Here is a 17,221-nt window from a genome sequence, read left to right as displayed (position 1 = left end):
GCGACCGCTGACAGTCCCTTTGAGGCATTCGTGCCGGGCGCAGCATGTCGTCGCTTATAGACAGAGAATGGCGGTTTGCTGAAGTTCGCTGCAGTTGCGAGACCCTCGTGTCAGATATGAATAAGCGGCCATTCGTCGCCCCCATAGTCATTGCGTCGATGCTGCACAGCACCCCAAGGGCAGGGACGCGCAGGAAAACGCACAGGTTATCCAAGAAACACAACTACGGGTCGATTTCTATCGCCAAGCATGACGCATCATCTTCCATGCTTTCAACGGAAAGCTTTTCCTCCAGCGCACGCCAGAACTCGTCGAAATCCGGCGTCGCCGCCGATAGGCTGGCTAACTGCGGGCGCAACAGCTTGCCATGGAATCCGTCGCTGGTCAGAAGTACACGATCGCCAACTTCAAGCGAGAATGTCGCCTCGTGGAGATCGTATTCGCGCCCTGCAGACATTGCGGACAGGAGCACATTGCGCCTCGGGTATCTCCGGGCTTGGTTCTTAGTCAGCACTCCATCGTCAAGCAACTTCTGCACCTCAGTCTGGTCCTTTGTTCGCGTCATCACGCCACCGCCGCGATAGTGGGTGATGCGCGTGTCCCCGACATGCCCGACATTCGCTTTGTCCCCCTCAATGCACAGCAAGGAGAGCGTTGTGCTAAGCGATTTCGGGTTGCCGTGCTGCTCAGCGAGTGTTGCCAGTTTTCGAGAAACCCTCGCGAACAGTTCACCCATTGGTTCCGCGTCGGTCATTCCTCGGACCTCATCGAGACCCGCGCGCGCTGCCATGCCGCCGAGCGCAGCAGACCCTACGCCGTCCGCGATACCGCACCACGTGGTATCACCTACTTGGAAAGGTTCAAGAACCACGTCTTGGTTCTCGCCTTTCGGTCCCGTGATGCTGAGCTTCCTGAATTTCATCCTGCACCTTGTTCCAGTAGCTCATGCAAGATCGGATGCACCCTGTCAGGCAGAACATCGATGGAGCGATGAACGTGCTCCATCCGCTTTGCGAAAGGCATCCCGCTTGCACGCACCTCGATCTTGATCCGCTCTGCAAGCGCTGGATCGCAGTCGTGCCCGGCCATGCGGATAAATTGCCACTCAACAATCCAGCGGTTGTGGCTTGTGCCCAGTTCAAGCATTGCGAGGGCGATCTTTGCTTTTAGGCTCAAATCGCCGAGCCTGAAAAACACCTCCGCCTTGTTCGAGATAACGTCGCAATAGTCAAAGCTGAAGACACCGGTGGCTGAGAACTCAGCATAGAGTTCACCCAGCCCTTGGAACATGTCAGGTGAACTCTGAAAGATCGAGTCAATATGCTGGAGCGACAACGCACGCATGATGTTGTCATTGGAAACGTTCTTGTCTGCGTTTTCGTCGATCAGGTTGAAGGCCCGATCCCACTCCTCGTCAGACAGGTGGTCTTTCGCATTGAGGATCGCGACAACATCCTGCTCTTCGGCCGAGAAAAACTCAACGACGGTGTTGTCCAATACGTCGAAAAGGTCTTCGCGCAGTGCGGCGATTGAAACATAGCGCCTGCGAGGCTGCGCCTTCGTACATTTCTCGACAATCGGACCAAGTGGGCCAGCGACCGTCAACTCGCCGTGCGGAATACGCCCACCGCTGGAGAAGATGTCATGCAGGATAGCTCCGAAGGAGTAAATGTCGGCCTGGGCTGTCGCCCGTCTAAAGTTGTTCGCGCACTCCGGCGGTCGATACAGAGGCGTGCCGCCAGCCATGTTCGACCCTGTCAAAGTCGATGTCTGCCCCACGCCAGGCGTCGTAAGGCCGAAGTCGGAAATTGAATAACGCGTTGATCCGTCCGATTGCGGAAACTTGAGGACGTTGGCTGGCTTCAGGTCGCGATGGCGAAGGCCAACTTGATGCAGCGCCTCAAGGCCTGCGAGGATATCGAATAGTGACCGCTTCGGGTCGCCGCCAAGCGTATTATCGGCCTCCAAGTCGTCCTTCAGGCTTCCGTCGGCGAGCGGCATCACGAACCACGGCGGATTATCGGTTAGATTGGCTTCCAGAATGCGCACGACATTCGGGTGGTCAACCTGCTGCTGATATCTAACCTCTCGTTCGAAGCGCTTGATCAGCATGGCATGTTCTTGCTGCTGGAACGCGGCGGGGTTTAGCCGCTTAAGGGCATAGGGATGACCGTCGTCACCCGTGGCTCTGTAGACGATACCGAACGCGCCTCTGCCTATCTCTTCGCCTTGGTGATACTGCATGGTCGCCCCACCTCCTTGGTTTGCGCTCCGCTCAATCAGATGCCTGACCGCACACCCAATTTACTACTCGTGTCAAGGCAGTACCTGCCGGTTGCTCCGACCGCAACTCGCGCTTTCACGTGGACCGCTTTTGCAGCCGACGACAGGACGTGTGTCCACTCTGGCGTAGTAAAAAAAGCCCCTATTTTTCGCATCCCGGTCTCTTTCCGCAAGGGACACTCAGCGCTGCCCACGAATGACTGGTTCGCGGAAGCTGCACTGCGGCGTGCAGCGCAGTCACGAGTGTCCGCATTGGGCCGTGCGCGCCCCTGGTCTACCGGTCAGAATACGACTTCGCACCCATCACGAAAGCGCCTGCGACGTCCGCCCACCCCGGGCACGGCGGCGGGAATGACCCTCTGCGGATCGCCAAAGCGACCCCACAGGATTTGCGGTCACCCCTCAAAAATTGCCCACTACATCAAATAAATTGCGTCGGGCACAGTGTCGCACCCGCACGGCCCCATGACATTTCGTACGCATCTGCCCCGAATATGTACAACACCGCCAAAACGGATCCAAAACCCGCCTTTCGCGCAGGCGCGTCTTGTACAGGATCGGTTGGAATATGTACGCAGTCCACCCCGACAGCACCGCGCCGGCCGTCCGGTTAACCCACCGCGCGCCGCGCTAACCCTGTCCGGATTACGACGCCGCCGTCGTGTCCAGCCACATCAGCAGGCCGGTCACCTGGCTGTCCAGCCAGACCCGCGCCTGATCAATTGTGCCGACATATCCGGTCATCACAGGCTCCAGCGCAGGCACCGCCGCGACGATCTGCGGGCTGTAGACATAAATCAGCGCCAGGAGTGCAACTATCAGTAAAGACGTGAAAAAACCGCGCCGGAACCCGCGTTTCTTGCGCTCGCGCACGGGCGCATCGGGGGCCGGATCGCCCTTGGCAATCTGGCGGTCACCGGTGGACCGCAGGGTCGAATTGATCTCTTCGATGTCCGGCAACAAATCCCGCCGCGACCCCGCAGCCGCCGCCGTCGCCGCCGCATCGGACAAGGTAGGCTCCTCCCCCCGCATCCGAGCCATCCGCTCCCGCGCCTCCCGCGCCCGCCGCGCGGATTCCTCGCTTTGGCCATCGTCGCCGAGGGTGTCATCCAACCCCAGATCAGGCTGGCTTTCCAGGCCTTCGCTTTGCCGCACCCGCGCCTCTGCCTCGGCCTCGGACCGCAGGATGTCGGACACCGCAGGGTCCAGCGTCCGGCGCTTGGGTTCGGGGGTGGCAACACGTTCTTCGCCCTCGGCCGGCAGGTCCGGTTCGGGGGCCAGCGGCAGGGCATCTTCGTCAATCTCGACCGGCATATGGTCGGGGTGATGCTGGAACCAGGTCTGACCGCAGTCAGAGCATTGAACATCACGACCCTCGGACGGAATAACCTCGTCCGGGACCTCGTATTGCGCATCGCAATTTGGACATACTAGCCGCATGGCGTGTCGCACCGCATAAATTCACCCGTTCCTTACCCTGAACCCTAGGATATGGTGTTGCGACTGCGCAGAAAAGTGCAATCTGCCCCAGCCCCCCGTCGCAACGCGCATTGAAACCGCACCGATGCTAAGGCACAACAGGTGCATCAAGCGGGGTAAGACGTGATCGAGCTAGAAAATGTGGCCTACAGCTACGGCGGGGGCGAATTGTTGTCGGATATTTCCGTCAAACTTGCGCCCGGATCTTTCCACTTTTTGACCGGCCCATCCGGCGCTGGCAAAACCACGCTGCTCAAGCTGTGCTATGGCGCGTTGTTGCCCACCTCGGGCACCGTGCGGCTGCTGGGTGCGGATGTGCGCACGCTGCAACGCGACGACATCGCCATGCTGCGCCGCCGGATCGGCGTGGTGCATCAGGATGTGCAGTTTCTGGATCACTTGCCGGTGGCCGAAAACATCGCGCTGCCGCTGACCGTATCGGGGCGCGGGGCCGAGGCGCAGGGCGGTGATCTGGACGAACTTATGGCATGGGTCGGCCTGTCCGACCGCGCGCAGGGTCTGCCGCCCGAGCTGTCGGGCGGTGAACGGCAGCGGGCCGCACTGGCGCGGGCGGTGATCATGTCGCCCGACGTGGTGCTGGCGGACGAACCCACCGGCAACGTCGACTGGGAGATGTCCCAACGTCTGCTGCATTTGCTGATCGAGCTGAACCGCATGGGCAAGACCGTGCTGATCGCCACCCACGACCTGTCGCTGATCCGCGCCGCCAAGGCGCAGGTGCAGGCGCGCGTGCTGCGCATTGCCAACCGGCGCATCCAACTGGCGGGGGCGGACCTGTGAAGCTGAACCTTGATGCACTGCAAGCGCTGACCCGCAACGACCGTCAGGCCGACCGCGTCGTGCCACCCTCGGGCTTTACCGCGCGGCTGACCCTGTTTGCCGCGGCGGCGATGGCCTTTCTTGCGGTCTTCGCGCTGGCGCTGTCGCTGGCGACCGGACGGCTGGCCGGTCAATGGAGCGCCGAGCTGGCGCGCACCGCCACCATCCGTATCGTCGCCCCCCTGGACCAACGGGCCACCCAGACCGAGGCGGCCCTGGCCGTGTTGCAAACCACCGCCGGCGTCGAAAGCGCGCGGGCGCTCAGCGACGCAGAGCAATCCGCATTGCTGGCCCCGTGGTTCGGTCCCGAGGTGTCGCTGGACGGTCTGCCGGTGCCCCGCCTGATCGAGATCGTGGAAACCGCCGACGGTATCGACGCCGCAGGCCTGCGGCTGCGGCTGTCGGCCGAGGTGCCCGGTGCCGTTCTGGACGATCACAGCCGCTGGCGCGCGCCTCTGGTCAAGGCCGCGTCGCGCCTGCGGCTGATGGGCTGGATCGCCACGGCGCTGATCGTGGCGACAGTGGCCGCGATGGTCACGCTGGCCGCCCAAGCCGCGCTGGCCGCCAATGCGCAGGTGATCGCGGTATTGCGCCTTGTGGGCGCGACCGACCGCTATATCGCACAGGCCTTTATCCGGCGGTTTACGCTGCGGGCGTTGTCCGGGTCGGCGCTGGGGGTGGCTGTGGGTGTCATAGCCGTGGTGCTGGTGCCGTCGGGTGGCAGTGACATGTCGGGCTTTTTGACCGGGTTGCGGTTTCAGGGGCTGGGCTGGATCGTACCGTTCCTGATCCCGCCGCTGACCGCTGTTGTGGCCTTTGCCGCCACCGGTGCTGCCGCCCGTCGCACATTGGAGAACCTGTCATGAACGCAATTCAATGGCTGCGCTCGCTGGTCTTTGTGGCGCAAATCTATCTGGCGATGCTGGTGGTGGGCGTGGTCTTTGCCCCCTATGCGCTGTTCAGCCGCAAGGGCGCACGGGCGGCCTGCAAGACGTGGTGCAAATGGGTGTTCTGGACCGCCCGCTGGATGGTTGGCATCCGCACCGAAGTGCGCGGCGAAGTGCCCACCGGCGACGTGTTGATCGCGGCCAAGCACCAGTCGTTTCTGGACATCATGCTGATCTTTCACGCGGTGCCCAAGGGCAAGTTCATCATGAAACGCGAAATCCTGTGGACGCCGATCATTGGCCTTTATGCCAAGGGCATCGGCTGTATCCCCGTGGCGCGCGGCAAGCGCGGTATGGCGATCAAACAGATGGTGCGCGACGTGGATGCGGGCCGTCTGGAGGCGGGGCAGTTGATCATTTATTCCCAAGGCACCCGCGTCGCACCCGGCGTCAAAGCCCCCTACAAGGTGGGCACCGCCGTGCTGTACGGTGAACTGGGGCAGCCTTGCGTGCCTGTGGCCACCAATGTGGGCGTGTTCTGGCCGCGCAAGGGCATCCTGCGCAAACCGGGGCTGGCGGTGGTCGAGTTCCTGCCGGCCATGCCCGAAGGATTGCCGCGCGAAGAGTTCATGGCGACGTTGCAGCAAACCGTCGAGGCGCGGTCCGATGCCTTGCTGGCCGAGGCGGGGTTTGATGTGAAAAGGCTGGGCTGATGCGGTGGATTGACACGCAAAGCGCGCTTGAAGAGCTTTATGGCACCCCCGGACAACCGGCGCTGCGCAAGGTGTCGGACCACCTGACGCCGCTGTATCGCAAGTGGATCATGGCCTCGCGGTTCTGCGTGCTGACCACCGTGGGGGTCGCGGGCACCGATGGCAGCCCGCGCGGGGATGACGGCCCTGTGGTGCTGGAACTGGACCCGCACACGCTGGCCATGCCCGACTGGCGCGGCAACAACCGGCTGGATTCGCTGCGCAATATCGTGACGGACGGGCGCGTGTCGCTGATGTTCATGGTGCCGGGATCGAACACGGTGGTGCGGGTGAACGGACAGGCGCGTCTGACCGATGACGCTGACCTGCGCGCGCGGTTTGCAGCGGGCAAGGCGACGCCCGCCACGGTGATCGTGATCCGCATCGCCGAGGTCTACACCCAATGCGCCCGCGCCGTGATGCGCGCCGACCTGTGGGCGCGCGACGACAGCGCCGATCTGCCCCGTCCGGGCGAGATACTGGCCGAGGTGACGGACGGGGCAGAGGGCGGTGAGGCATACGATAAGGCATGGCCGAAGCGCGCCAGTGAGACGATGTGGTGAGATAAGCCTCTGACTGCGACAGAGATGCATGACCCAACATGAAAAAAGGCGCGCCAATGGCGCGCCTTTTGTGTCAGGGCTGGCGGGTGCCGATCACATATGGATCGGGCCGTCGCCGCAGGCCAATGCCGCCTCGCGCACCGCTTCGGAATAGGTCGGGTGCGCGTGGCAGGTCATGGCCAGATCCTCGGCGGATGCGCCGAATTCCATCGCCACGCAAACCTCGTGGATCAGATCGCCCGCGCCCGGGCCGATGATGTGGCAGCCCAGAATGCGGTCGGTTTCCTTGTCGGCCAGGATTTTCACAAACCCGTCGCCCGCGAATACGGCCTTGGCGCGGGCGTTGCCCATGAAGCTGAACTTGCCGACCTTATAGGCGCGGCCTGCCTCTTTCAGTGTCGCCTCGGTCTCGCCGACATTGGCGACCTCGGGGTGGGTGTAGATCACGCCGGGGATCACGCCATAGTTCACGTGCCCATGCTTGCCCGCGACCTGTTCGGCGGCGGCCATGCCTTCGTCCTCGGCCTTGTGCGCCAGCATCGGGCCCTCGATCACGTCACCGATGGCGTAGACGCCCGGAACGCTGGTCTGCCAGTCCTTGCCGACCTTGATCTGGCCGCGCTGGGTCATCTCGACGCCCAGGCCTTCAAGGCCCAGACCGTCGACGTAAGGTTTGCGGCCGGTCGATACCAGAACCACATCGGCGTCCAGCACCGCCTCGCTGTCGTCCTTGCGCAGTTTGTAATGCACCTTGGCCTTGGTCTTGGTCGCCTCGGTCTTTTGCACGGCGGCGCCCATGATGAATTTCAGGCCCTGTTTGCTCAGCATCCGCTGGAAGGTTTTCTGCACCTCGGGGTCCATGCCGGGGGTGATCGCGTCCAGGTATTCGACGACGGTCACTTCGGACCCCAGACGCGCGTAAACGCTGCCCAGTTCCAGCCCGATCACGCCTGCGCCGATCACGACCATGGATTTCGGCACCTTGCCCAGCTCCAGCGCGCCGGTCGATGTCACGACGACCTTTTCGTCCACTTCGACGCCTGGCAGCGACGCCGCTTCGGAGCCGGTGGCGATGATGATGTTCTTGGCCTCGTGGACCTCGTCACCGACCTTGACCTTGCCCGCTTCGGGGATCGAACCCCAGCCTTTCAGCCAGTCGACCTTGTTCTTCTTGAACAGGAATTCGATGCCCTTGGTGTTGGTGTCGATGGTGGACTGTTTGTAGGTCAGCATCTGCTTCCAGTCGACTGAGGGGCTTTTGCCCTTCAGGCCCATTTCGGCAAAGTTGTGCTCGGCCTCGTGCAGCATGTGGGATGCGTGCAACAACGCCTTAGAAGGGATGCAGCCGACGTTCAGGCAGGTGCCGCCCAGCGTGTCGCGTCCTTCGACGCAGGCCACTTTCAGGCCCAGTTGCGCGCAGCGGATGGCGCAGACATAGCCGCCGGGGCCGGAGCCGATGATGATAACGTCGTAGGATGCCATGAGGTCTTCTCCTTGGTCGATTGGGCCGCTGGGGTCCGCGTCGGACCGCTGTCGGCTTTTCGTGTGGCGCGTGGGCCATGCGAGTTGTGCGGGCGCGTCCCTAGATCAGGGAGGCGATGAACAGGATGGCAACGGCGGCCATGGCCACCAACCAGATATAGGATCGCCAGGGCTGCCATCCCAGAGCGTAGGCGGGGATATAGAGCGCACGGGCGGCCAGATAGACCCACGCAGCCCCCAGCGTCAGGGTGGTGACCTGATCCGTGACGTCGATCAACAGCACGGCGGCGGCAAAGAACGGGAACATCTGCACGTTGTTGTCATAGGCCCGCAGCATCCGCGCGGTGACGTTGCGCATCGGTCGGCTGGGATCGCGGTCGCGCGGGCTGGTGGTATAGCCCGGCCCCACGTCCATGTTCGCCATGGTCGAGGCGGTGACGAACTGCACGATGTGCAACAGGCCGGCAAGGGCGATGGTGAGGAGGAAGGGGGTCATGTCATCGTGCTCCAGATTGGCAGATGCAGAGATAGGGCGAAGCTGGTCGATGCCCTGTCGCGGACACCGACCAGTTCAAGGTTTACAGATCCATCAACAACCGGCGGGGATCTTCCAGCGCTTCCTTGACGCGCACCAGGAAGGTCACGGCACCCTTGCCGTCGACGATGCGGTGGTCGTAGGACAGCGCCAGGTACATCATCGGGCGGATCACCACCTGACCGTTGATCGCCATCGGGCGGTCCTGGATCTTGTGCATCCCCAGAATGCCCGACTGCGGCGGGTTCAGGATGGGCGAGGACATCAGCGAGCCGTAGACGCCACCGTTCGAGATGGTGAACGTGCCGCCCTGCATTTCCGCCATCGACAGCTTGCCGTCACGCGCTTTGGCGCCCTTTTCGGCAATCGCCTTTTCGATTTCGGCAAAAGACATCGCGTCGGCGTCGCGGATCACCGGAACGACCAGACCCGTGGGCGTGCCTGCGGCAATGCCCATGTGAACGAAGTTCTTGTAGACGACGTCGGTGCCGTCGATCTCGGCGTTGACCTCGGGGACTTCGTTCAGGGCGTGCACGCAAGCCTTGGTGAAGAAGGACATAAAGCCCAGTTTCACGCCGTGCTTTTTCAAAAACAGGTCTTTGTATTCGTTGCGCAGCGCCATCACCTCGGTCATGTCGACCTCGTTATAGGTGGTCAGCATCGCGGCGGTGTTCTGGCTGTCTTTCAGGCGGCGCGCGATGGTCTGGCGCAGGCGGGTCATTTTCACCCGTTCTTCGCGTGATTCATCGTCGGCCGAGACCGGCGCGCGCGGTGCGGCAGAGGCTTGCGGGGCAGGGGCGGAGCCGGCGGCGGCCACGGCCTTGGCCACGTCGTCCTTCATGATGCGGCCGTCACGGCCCGTGCCTGTGACCTGATCGCGGCTGATGCCGGCCTCGGCCATGGCTTTCTTGGCGGATGGCGCGTCTTCGACGTCCTTGCCGCCGCTCGACGGCTGCGCCGCAGGCTTGGGCGCCTCTTCCGACGCGGGGGCCGCAGCCTTGGCGCCGTCACCCGAGGAAATCACCGCCAGTTTGGCGCTTGCTTCCACGGTGCTGCCTTCTTCGGCCAGGATTTCGGTCAGGACACCGGCGGCGGGGCTGGGGACCTCGACGCTGACCTTGTCGGTTTCCAGCTCGCACAGCATTTCGTCCTGTGCGACCTCGTCACCGACCTTCTTGAACCAGGTGCTGACGGTCGCTTCGGTCACGCTTTCGCCCAGTGTGGGCACCATCACGTCCACGTTGGCCGACGCATCGCGCGGCTTGGTGTCTTCGGCGCCGGCGTCGATGGCCTTGGCCGGCTCTTCGGCGGCCTTGGGGGCCTCTGCCGCAGCTTCGCCACCTTCCGAGATCGTCGCCAACAGGGCGTCCACACCGACGGTTTCGCCTTCGGCGGCCACGATCTCGCCCATGGTGCCCGCGACGGGGCTGGGCACTTCGACGGTGACCTTGTCGGTTTCCAGCTCGCACAGCATTTCGTCAACGGCCACGGCGTCGCCGGGTTTCTTGAACCATGTGGCAACGGTGGCTTCGGTCACGGATTCGCCCAGGGTGGGCACACGGACATCAGTCATTATTTCGATCCTTTGATGGTCAGCGCCTCGTCAACGAGGGCGGCTTGTTGTGCTTTGTGCTGGCTGGCCAGACCTGTGGCAGGCGACGCCGAAGTGGCGCGGCCCACGTATTCGGGGCGCAGGTGCTTGGCCTTGATCCGGCCCAGAACCCATTCGATGTTGGGTTCGATAAAGGTCCAGGCGCCCTGGTTTTTCGGCTCTTCCTGACACCAGATCATTTCCGCATCCTTGAAACGCTCAAGCTCTTTCACCGCGGATTGCGCGGGGAAGGGATAGAACTGTTCAAAGCGCAGCAAATAGATGTCGTCGATGCCCCGGGCGTCGCGTTCTTCCAGCAGGTCGTAATAGACCTTGCCCGAACACATCACGACGCGCTTGATCTTGTCATCGGCGGCCAGCGTGGTTTCGGAATTGCCATGCTGCGCATCGTCCCACAGCACGCGGTGGAAGGACGAACCGGTGGTGAATTCCTCGGCCTTGCTGACGGCCAGCTTGTGGCGCAGCAGCGATTTCGGCGTCATCAGGATCAGCGGCTTGCGGAAGTCGCGGTGGATCTGGCGGCGCAGAATGTGGAAGTAGTTCGCCGGTGTGGTGCAGTTGGCCACGATCCAGTTGTCCTGACCACACATTTGCAGGAACCGTTCCAGACGGGCGCTGCTGTGTTCCGGCCCCTGGCCCTCGTAACCATGTGGCAGAAGGACCGTCAGCCCCGACATCCGCAGCCATTTGCTTTCGCCCGAGCTGATGAACTGGTCGAACATGATCTGCGCGCCGTTGGCAAAGTCGCCGAACTGCGCCTCCCACAGGGTCAGGGCGTTGGGTTCGGCCATCGAATAGCCGTACTCGAAGCCCAACACCGCATATTCCGACAGCATCGAGTCGATGACTTCGTATTGTGCCTGACCCTCGCGGATATGGTTGAGGGGATAATACCGTTCTTCGGTGTCCTGATTGATCAGCGCCGAATGGCGCTGGCTGAAGGTGCCGCGCGCGCTGTCCTGACCGGACAGACGGACGGGGAACCCTTCGGTCAACAACGATCCGAACGCGATGGCCTCGGCTGTGGCCCAGTCGAAACCGGTGCCGCTTTCGAACATCGCTTTCTTGGCGTCCAGCAGACGTTCGACGGTTTTGTGCAGTGGAACACCTTCGGGCGCGGTTGTCAGACCCTTGCCGACATCGGCCAGCGTCTCGGGTTTGATCGCCGTTTTGCCGCGCTGGTATTTCTTTTGCTTCATCTTATCCAGATGCGACCACTTGCCGTCCAGCCAGTCGGCCTTGTTCGGGCGGTATTCTTTGCCGGCCTCGAACTCTTCGTTCATCTTGGCCTGAAACGCCGCCTTCATGTCCTCGATCTCGCCCTCGGGGATCAGGCCGTCCTTGACCAGACGGTCCGTGTACAGCGTCAGCGTGGTTTTCTGCTTCTTGATGCGCTTGTACATCACCGGGTTGGTGAACATGGGCTCGTCGCCCTCGTTGTGACCAAAGCGGCGGTAGCAGAAGATGTCGATCACCACGTCCTTGTGGAACTTCTGGCGGAATTCGGTGGCCACTTTGGCGGCGTGGACCACGGCCTCGGGGTCGTCGCCGTTGACGTGGAAAATCGGCGCTTCGACCACCAGTGCGTTGTCGGTGGGATAGGGCGATGAGCGCGAGAAATGCGGCGCCGTGGTAAAGCCGATCTGGTTGTTTACGACGATGTGCATGGTGCCGCCGGTGCGGTGACCGCGCAGGCCGGACAGGGCGAAACATTCTGCCACAACACCCTGACCCGCGAAGGCCGCGTCGCCGTGCAGAAGGATCGGCATGACGCTGGTGCGGTCGGCACTGCCCCACTGGTCCTGTTTGGCGCGGGCCTTGCCCAGAACCACGGGGTTCACCGCCTCGAGGTGCGAGGGGTTGGCGGTCAGCGACAGGTGCACGGTGTTGTCGTCAAACTGACGGTCCGAAGACGCGCCAAGGTGGTATTTCACATCGCCCGAGCCGTCGACGTCCTCGGGTTTGAAGCTGCCGCCCTGAAATTCGTTGAAAATCGCGCGGTACGGTTTCTGCATCACGTTGGCCAGAACCGACAGGCGGCCACGGTGCGGCATCCCGATCACTATTTCCTTGACGCCCAGGGCGCCGCCACGCTTGATGACCTGCTCCATCGCGGGGATCAGGCTTTCGCCGCCGTCCAGACCAAAGCGTTTGGTGCCCATGTATTTGACGTGCAGGAACTTCTCGAAGCCTTCGGCCTCGACCATCTTGTTCAGGATCGCCTTGCGGCCTTCGCGGGTGAACGCGATTTCCTTGCCCAGCCCTTCGATCCGCTCTTTCAGCCAGGCGGATTCCTCGGGGTCGGAAATGTGCATGTATTGCAGCGCGAAGGTGCCGCAATAGGTCCGCGTGACGATTTCCATGATCTGCCGCATCGAGGCGATTTCCAGCCCCAGCACGTTGTCGATAAAGATCGGGCGGTCCATGTCGGCGTCGGTGAAACCGTAGGATTTCGGGTCCAGTTCAGGGTGCCTGGAATTGTCGCGCATACCCAGCGGGTCCAGATCGGCGACCAGATGGCCACGGATGCGGTAGGCGCGGATGATCATCAGCGCGCGGATGCTGTCCAGCACGGCGCGTTTGACCATCTCGTCGCTCAGCTCGACGCCCTTGGCTTCGGCTTTTGCCTTGATCTTGTCGCCCGCGCCCTTGACCTCGGCCGGGGCCGCCCATTCGCCGGTCAGCGCCTGCGTCAGGTCATCGCCGGGCATCGGCGGCCAGTCGGCGCGCGCCCAGCTTGGCCCTGCGGCCTCGGCTGTGACGTTGCTGCCTTCGTCGCCCATCGCCTTGAAAAAGGCCTGCCAGGCTTCGTCCACCGCGCCGGGGTCGTTGGCATAGCGGGCATACATCTGTTCAAGGTATTCCGCGTTATGCCCCTGCATGAAGGACGAGGCGTGGAACTGGTCGTTGGCGGGGTGGTCGGTCATGAGGATACCTCGTGTAGGTTGGGACCGCAAAGAAGAGAGGATAGCAGTTGCATCAGGCGTGGGACCGATCGTTGAATGTCTGGTGGGTCATGGTGAAGCTTCTCAATCCTCGTCCAGCCGTTCAATGCGTGCGACCTGTGCCAATATCGGAGACTTTCCGGTTAAATATGCGAAGCCCTCTGGGACGATTGTTAAAAGCCCGATGCGCTTTTCAGGGGATGAAGAAAGTTTTGCGTAATCCCCGAAAGGATGATCTTCGACGTCCAGTCCCCAGCTTTGCGGTGGCTTTTCAGCGGACCGGGTCAGCAGTTCACATTCAACGTTCTTCCTAGGTTTCGAAACAATGGCCCAGCTCTGGCTCTCCGGCTCGTAAAGATGAAATTCCGAGAATTTCTCGCTCTGCGATGGCTCGATGAGTCTCAACGCAAGAAGAGCCTGTGAGTCGCGTTGCATGATGTCGTATCTTGCCTGATTGTAGAATTTATGCCGCTGTTCCTGATCGATTATCTGTGCAGGGCCCTCCAGAAACACACCGTTGATAACGGCAAAGTCTCCCCACATCTGGTTGAACGCGGGCAGGGTTTCGAGCGTAACATGTTGCCAACCGTCAGAGGTCAGACTGCCTGCGATATCCGTCACTGTTTTGTGCTCGGACAGGCACGCCTTTTCTAGATCGTCGAATGGTGCCGCGTAGGCTGTGGAGGCGCCCAAGAAGACTGCAAATGCCCAAGCCGCCCGGACGATAGGCCGGGCATCCCCCGACCGCCCCCATGGGCGGGGGATACTCCCCCACCCGCGGACGGGGGATGCCCTTCGTGCATATGTCCGGTGATGGAACATCTTTAGCCTTTGTCGATCGCTTCTTTGACCGCTTCGCCCAGTGTCGCGGGGCTGTCTGCCACCACGATCCCGGCTTCGCGCATCGCGTTGATCTTGCTTTCGGCGTCGCCCTTGCCACCGGCGACGATGGCGCCTGCGTGGCCCATGCGGCGGCCCGGAGGGGCTGTGCGGCCCGCGATGAAACCGGCTGTGGGCTTCCAGCGGCCTTTTTTACGCTCGTCCGCCAGGAACTGCGCCGCTTCTTCTTCGGCAGAGCCGCCGATTTCACCGATCATGATGATCGACTGTGTTTCAGGGTCGGCCAGGAACATTTCCAGCACGTCGATGTGTTCGGTGCCCTTGATGGGGTCGCCGCCGATGCCCACGGCCGAAGACTGGCCCAGGCCCATGTCAGTTGTCTGTTTCACAGCCTCATAGGTAAGCGTGCCCGAGCGCGAAACAACACCCACCGAGCCGCGTTTGTGGATGTGGCCGGGCATGATGCCGATCTTGCAGGCGTCGGGCGTGATCACGCCGGGGCAGTTGGGGCCGATCAGGCGCGACTTGGACCCTTCCAGCGCGCGTTTGACGCGCATCATGTCCAGAACCGGAATGCCTTCGGTGATGCACACGATCAGCGGCATTTCCGCGTCGATGGCTTCCAGGATCGAATCCGCCGCGAAGGGGGGCGGCACGTATATCACCGATGCGTTGGCTTCGGTGACGTGCATCGCCTCGTGCACGGAGTTGAAGACCGGCAGGTCCAGATGTTTCTGACCACCTTTGCCCGGTGTCACGCCGCCGACCATCTTGGTCCCGTAGGCGATGGCCTGTTCGGTGTGGAATGTCCCCTGCGAGCCGGTCAGGCCCTGGCAGATGACTTTGGTGTTTTCGTCGATAAGAACGGCCATGTTTGGTTTCCTTGCTTACGATCAGTCTGTTGTTTGCGATGTTTCGAGGGCGGGGGCGTGATAGCCGTATTCGGCCAGCTCCCAGTGATACAGGTCAGCCACGCGGGCCAGTGCCGATGGCGTGTAAAGCGCGCGCCAGTCGCCCACCTTGGCCCGGCGGTCGGGATTGTTGCGCAGGTGCGGCCAGTCGACCGTGCCCAATCCCAGCCGCGCGCACAGGTCGGCGCGGTCCTGGGGCAGATGTTCGATGCGCACCGCACCGTCGATCACCGCAGTGCCGTCGATGCCGTATATCTCCAGATCCTGCGTGGCCTGCGGGCTGCTGTGCAGCCAGTCGACAAAGGCCGCGCGGCGGTCGTCCTGCGACACCCGGCCTGCAAAGTGGGCGCGGTTGCGCATGGCGAAATGCGACACCAGCCGCTCGAAGGGATTGCGCAGCGTGGTGAATTTGAAATAGCCGTCCCAGACCGCGCGGGGCAGGGCGTCGCGCACCGCAGCGGCGGGCATATGGCCGTGCCATGTGTCTTGCGCTGCATCCTGCGCCGGGCCACGGCTGCCGATGATCCCTTCGGGGCCATCGTAAGCCGCACGGGACACGCCCTTGGCCAAAGCTTCGGTGGGCGCACAGAACCGTTCCAGCGCCGCCTCGGTCGAGGTGCTCGCGGTTTTGAAGGTCTTGAGATAGATGAACCGGTGGCTGTGCGAGATCATGACCATCAGCACACCCCTTGCGTGGCAAAGCGTGTCGAGGCGTCGTAGCCGAAAGCCGCGAAATCGTCGGCGTAATAGTCTGCGACATGGGCCGCGGCGGTGGGCGACATGCTGTGCCACGCCTCATGCCCTGCGCTGACGTTCTCGCGCTGGGGGGCAGGGGCGACACGATCGGCGATGCCAAGCCTGTCCACGATCACCGCCCAATCCGCAGCCAGCGTTTCCAGCCGCGCCAGATGGCTGACGGACCGGGGCGATGGCACCCATTTGACCTGCGGCAACAGGCTGCGCATCTGGCGCGCCTGTGCGGGCAGGTCGGAGGCAATATCGTCAAACGACATATCCAGATAGGGTGCGCAGTTTGCCCGCACGTCAGGGTCGGGATGCGAAACCGCCCGCCGTTTCACAAAGGCCAGCGCCGACCAGGCACGGGCAAACGGATTGCGCACAACGGCAAAGCTGAACATGGACGCCAGGCGTGCAGACCCCAGCAGTTTGCCCAAACGGTCCAGACGGCTGTGTTTGATCATCGGCAGGGTGGGGTCCATGCCGCAAGCCGACCGATTGCCCATAACGGACTTGCGCGAACGGATGTCCAGATCTCGCGACAGGTCCAAAGCCGGGGCAAGCATGGTGTGCATGCTGGTGCCGCCGGTTTTGGGAATGTGAATAAACACGCAGTTCAGGCTTTCGGAAACGATCATCAGATGTCTCCCACAACCGGTGCAGCCAACGACGTGTCCAATGGTGTTCCCACATCACCGCGTGTGACCGGCCCGTCAGCCATAGCCATGCAAGCCGACCCGAAGGACAGCGGCAAGGCAAAGGTGGCAGGGCAAAGACGGCGCATCAGATCAAGGCTCCAGAGGGCGCATGGGAACAGGGGAGGGCCCGGGACAAGCCGGATTGACGAAAAGCTTGCGCATGTCATCGAACCTCCGTTGCAGGGGCCTGTGTGGCGTCCGGGGCGGTACGGTCCCGCCCCGGACGCCAGTCACTTAACCCTTGACCGCTTTTACGATCTTCTGGGCGCCGTCCTTCAGGTTTTCGGCAGCGATCACATCAAGGCCCGAGTTGTTGATGATGTCCTTGCCCTGTTGCACGTTCGTGCCTTCCAGGCGGACCACCAGTGGCACTTTCAGGCCCACTTCTTTCACCGCGGCCACAACGCCCTCGGCGATCACATCGCAGCGCATGATGCCGCCGAAGATGTTCACCAGGATGCCTTTGACCTGCGGGTCGGATGTGATGATCTTGAACGCTTCGGTCACCTTTTCCTTGGTCGCACCGCCGCCCACGTCCAGGAAGTTGGCAGGCTCGGCGCCGTAAAGCTTGATGATGTCCATGGTGGCCATCGCCAGACCCGCACCGTTCACCATGCAGCCGATTTCGCCGTCCAGCGCGATATAGTTCAGGTCGT

Annotated in this window: 15 protein-coding genes and 1 pseudogene; 4 read left to right on the top strand and 12 right to left on the bottom strand. The window is 62.3% G+C overall.

The features are described from left to right. Positions 1 to 223 precede the first annotated feature (223 nt). The 3 genes from AAC077_RS18350 to AAC077_RS18340 all read right to left on the bottom strand — a co-directional run bounded on the left by AAC077_RS18350 (position 224) and on the right by AAC077_RS18340 (position 3,723). A complete protein-coding gene (locus tag AAC077_RS18350; protein WP_339772768.1) occupies positions 224 to 922 on the bottom strand; it encodes a protein phosphatase 2C domain-containing protein in 699 nt (232 codons plus the stop codon). Further along, positions 919 to 2,244 carry a serine/threonine-protein kinase gene (locus AAC077_RS18345; RefSeq protein ID WP_339772765.1) on the bottom strand — a complete coding sequence of 442 codons (1,326 nt, stop codon included), beginning with the start codon at positions 2,242 to 2,244 and terminating at the stop codon, positions 919 to 921. The genes AAC077_RS18350 and AAC077_RS18345 overlap by 4 nt, the downstream gene beginning before the upstream one ends. A 684-nt stretch (positions 2,245 to 2,928) precedes the next feature. Continuing rightward, a complete protein-coding gene (locus AAC077_RS18340) occupies positions 2,929 to 3,723 on the bottom strand; it encodes a zinc-ribbon domain-containing protein (protein ID WP_339772763.1) in 795 nt (264 codons plus the stop codon). Between the two features lie 162 nt (positions 3,724 to 3,885). Here AAC077_RS18340 and AAC077_RS18335 point away from each other — a divergent pair, with 162 nt between their 5' ends. Genes AAC077_RS18335 through AAC077_RS18320 form a run of 4 tightly spaced genes read left to right on the top strand, consistent with a single transcriptional unit; the run spans position 3,886 to position 6,804 of the window. Beyond that, positions 3,886 to 4,563, top strand: coding sequence for an ATP-binding cassette domain-containing protein (locus AAC077_RS18335; protein ID WP_339772761.1), 678 nt, complete (start codon positions 3,886 to 3,888; stop codon positions 4,561 to 4,563). After that, complete coding sequence (locus AAC077_RS18330) at positions 4,560 to 5,468, top strand: FtsX-like permease family protein (RefSeq protein WP_339772760.1); 909 nt, start codon at positions 4,560 to 4,562, stop codon at positions 5,466 to 5,468. Before AAC077_RS18335 ends, AAC077_RS18330 begins: the two co-directional genes overlap by 4 nt. Continuing rightward, positions 5,465 to 6,202 (top strand): lysophospholipid acyltransferase family protein, encoded by a 738-nt coding sequence (locus AAC077_RS18325; protein WP_339772758.1) that lies wholly within the window; start codon positions 5,465 to 5,467, stop codon positions 6,200 to 6,202. The genes AAC077_RS18330 and AAC077_RS18325 overlap by 4 nt, the downstream gene beginning before the upstream one ends. After that, a complete protein-coding gene (locus tag AAC077_RS18320; protein WP_339772755.1) occupies positions 6,202 to 6,804 on the top strand; it encodes a pyridoxamine 5'-phosphate oxidase family protein in 603 nt (200 codons plus the stop codon). The genes AAC077_RS18325 and AAC077_RS18320 overlap by 1 nt, the downstream gene beginning before the upstream one ends. A 93-nt stretch (positions 6,805 to 6,897) precedes the next feature. On the opposite strand, the gene lpdA is transcribed toward AAC077_RS18320, so the two are convergent. From lpdA to sucC, 9 genes and pseudogenes are all read right to left on the bottom strand, one after another. Next, complete coding sequence (gene lpdA, locus AAC077_RS18315) at positions 6,898 to 8,286, bottom strand: dihydrolipoyl dehydrogenase (protein WP_339772753.1); 1,389 nt, start codon at positions 8,284 to 8,286, stop codon at positions 6,898 to 6,900. Positions 8,287 to 8,386: 100 nt separating this feature from the next. Beyond that, the gene (locus AAC077_RS18310) at positions 8,387 to 8,782 is read right to left on the bottom strand and encodes an MAPEG family protein (protein ID WP_339772751.1); all 396 of its coding nucleotides are present in this window, start codon (positions 8,780 to 8,782) and stop codon (positions 8,387 to 8,389) included. 82 nt (positions 8,783 to 8,864) lie between these two features. Further along, positions 8,865 to 10,397 carry a 2-oxoglutarate dehydrogenase complex dihydrolipoyllysine-residue succinyltransferase gene (odhB, locus tag AAC077_RS18305; RefSeq protein ID WP_339772855.1) on the bottom strand — a complete coding sequence of 511 codons (1,533 nt, stop codon included), beginning with the start codon at positions 10,395 to 10,397 and terminating at the stop codon, positions 8,865 to 8,867. Then, a complete protein-coding gene (locus AAC077_RS18300) occupies positions 10,394 to 13,360 on the bottom strand; it encodes a 2-oxoglutarate dehydrogenase E1 component (RefSeq protein ID WP_339772748.1) in 2,967 nt (988 codons plus the stop codon). Before AAC077_RS18300 ends, odhB begins: the two co-directional genes overlap by 4 nt. Before the next feature lie 102 nt (positions 13,361 to 13,462). Then, the gene (locus AAC077_RS18295; protein ID WP_339772746.1) at positions 13,463 to 14,071 is read right to left on the bottom strand and encodes a hypothetical protein; all 609 of its coding nucleotides are present in this window, start codon (positions 14,069 to 14,071) and stop codon (positions 13,463 to 13,465) included. 131 nt (positions 14,072 to 14,202) lie between these two features. Next, positions 14,203 to 15,090 carry a succinate--CoA ligase subunit alpha gene (sucD, locus tag AAC077_RS18290; RefSeq protein ID WP_339772744.1) on the bottom strand — a complete coding sequence of 296 codons (888 nt, stop codon included), beginning with the start codon at positions 15,088 to 15,090 and terminating at the stop codon, positions 14,203 to 14,205. Positions 15,091 to 15,111: 21 nt separating this feature from the next. After that, positions 15,112 to 15,807, bottom strand: a complete 696-nt coding sequence (locus AAC077_RS18285) for a sulfotransferase family 2 domain-containing protein (protein ID WP_339772741.1) — start codon at positions 15,805 to 15,807, stop codon at positions 15,112 to 15,114. Then, positions 15,807 to 16,505 carry a sulfotransferase family 2 domain-containing protein gene (locus AAC077_RS18280; protein ID WP_339772739.1) on the bottom strand — a complete coding sequence of 233 codons (699 nt, stop codon included), beginning with the start codon at positions 16,503 to 16,505 and terminating at the stop codon, positions 15,807 to 15,809. The genes AAC077_RS18285 and AAC077_RS18280 overlap by 1 nt, the downstream gene beginning before the upstream one ends. Positions 16,506 to 16,799: 294 nt before the next feature. Continuing rightward, positions 16,800 to 17,221: pseudogene (gene sucC, locus AAC077_RS18275) on the bottom strand (succinate--CoA ligase subunit beta); the annotation flags it as partial.

It is taken from the genome of uncultured Pseudosulfitobacter sp., assembly GCF_963976325.1.
Lineage (GTDB): Bacteria > Pseudomonadota > Alphaproteobacteria > Rhodobacterales > Rhodobacteraceae > Pseudosulfitobacter.
Note: the sequence above shows the minus strand (reverse complement) of the source record. Positions and strands in the feature narration are given on the sequence as shown.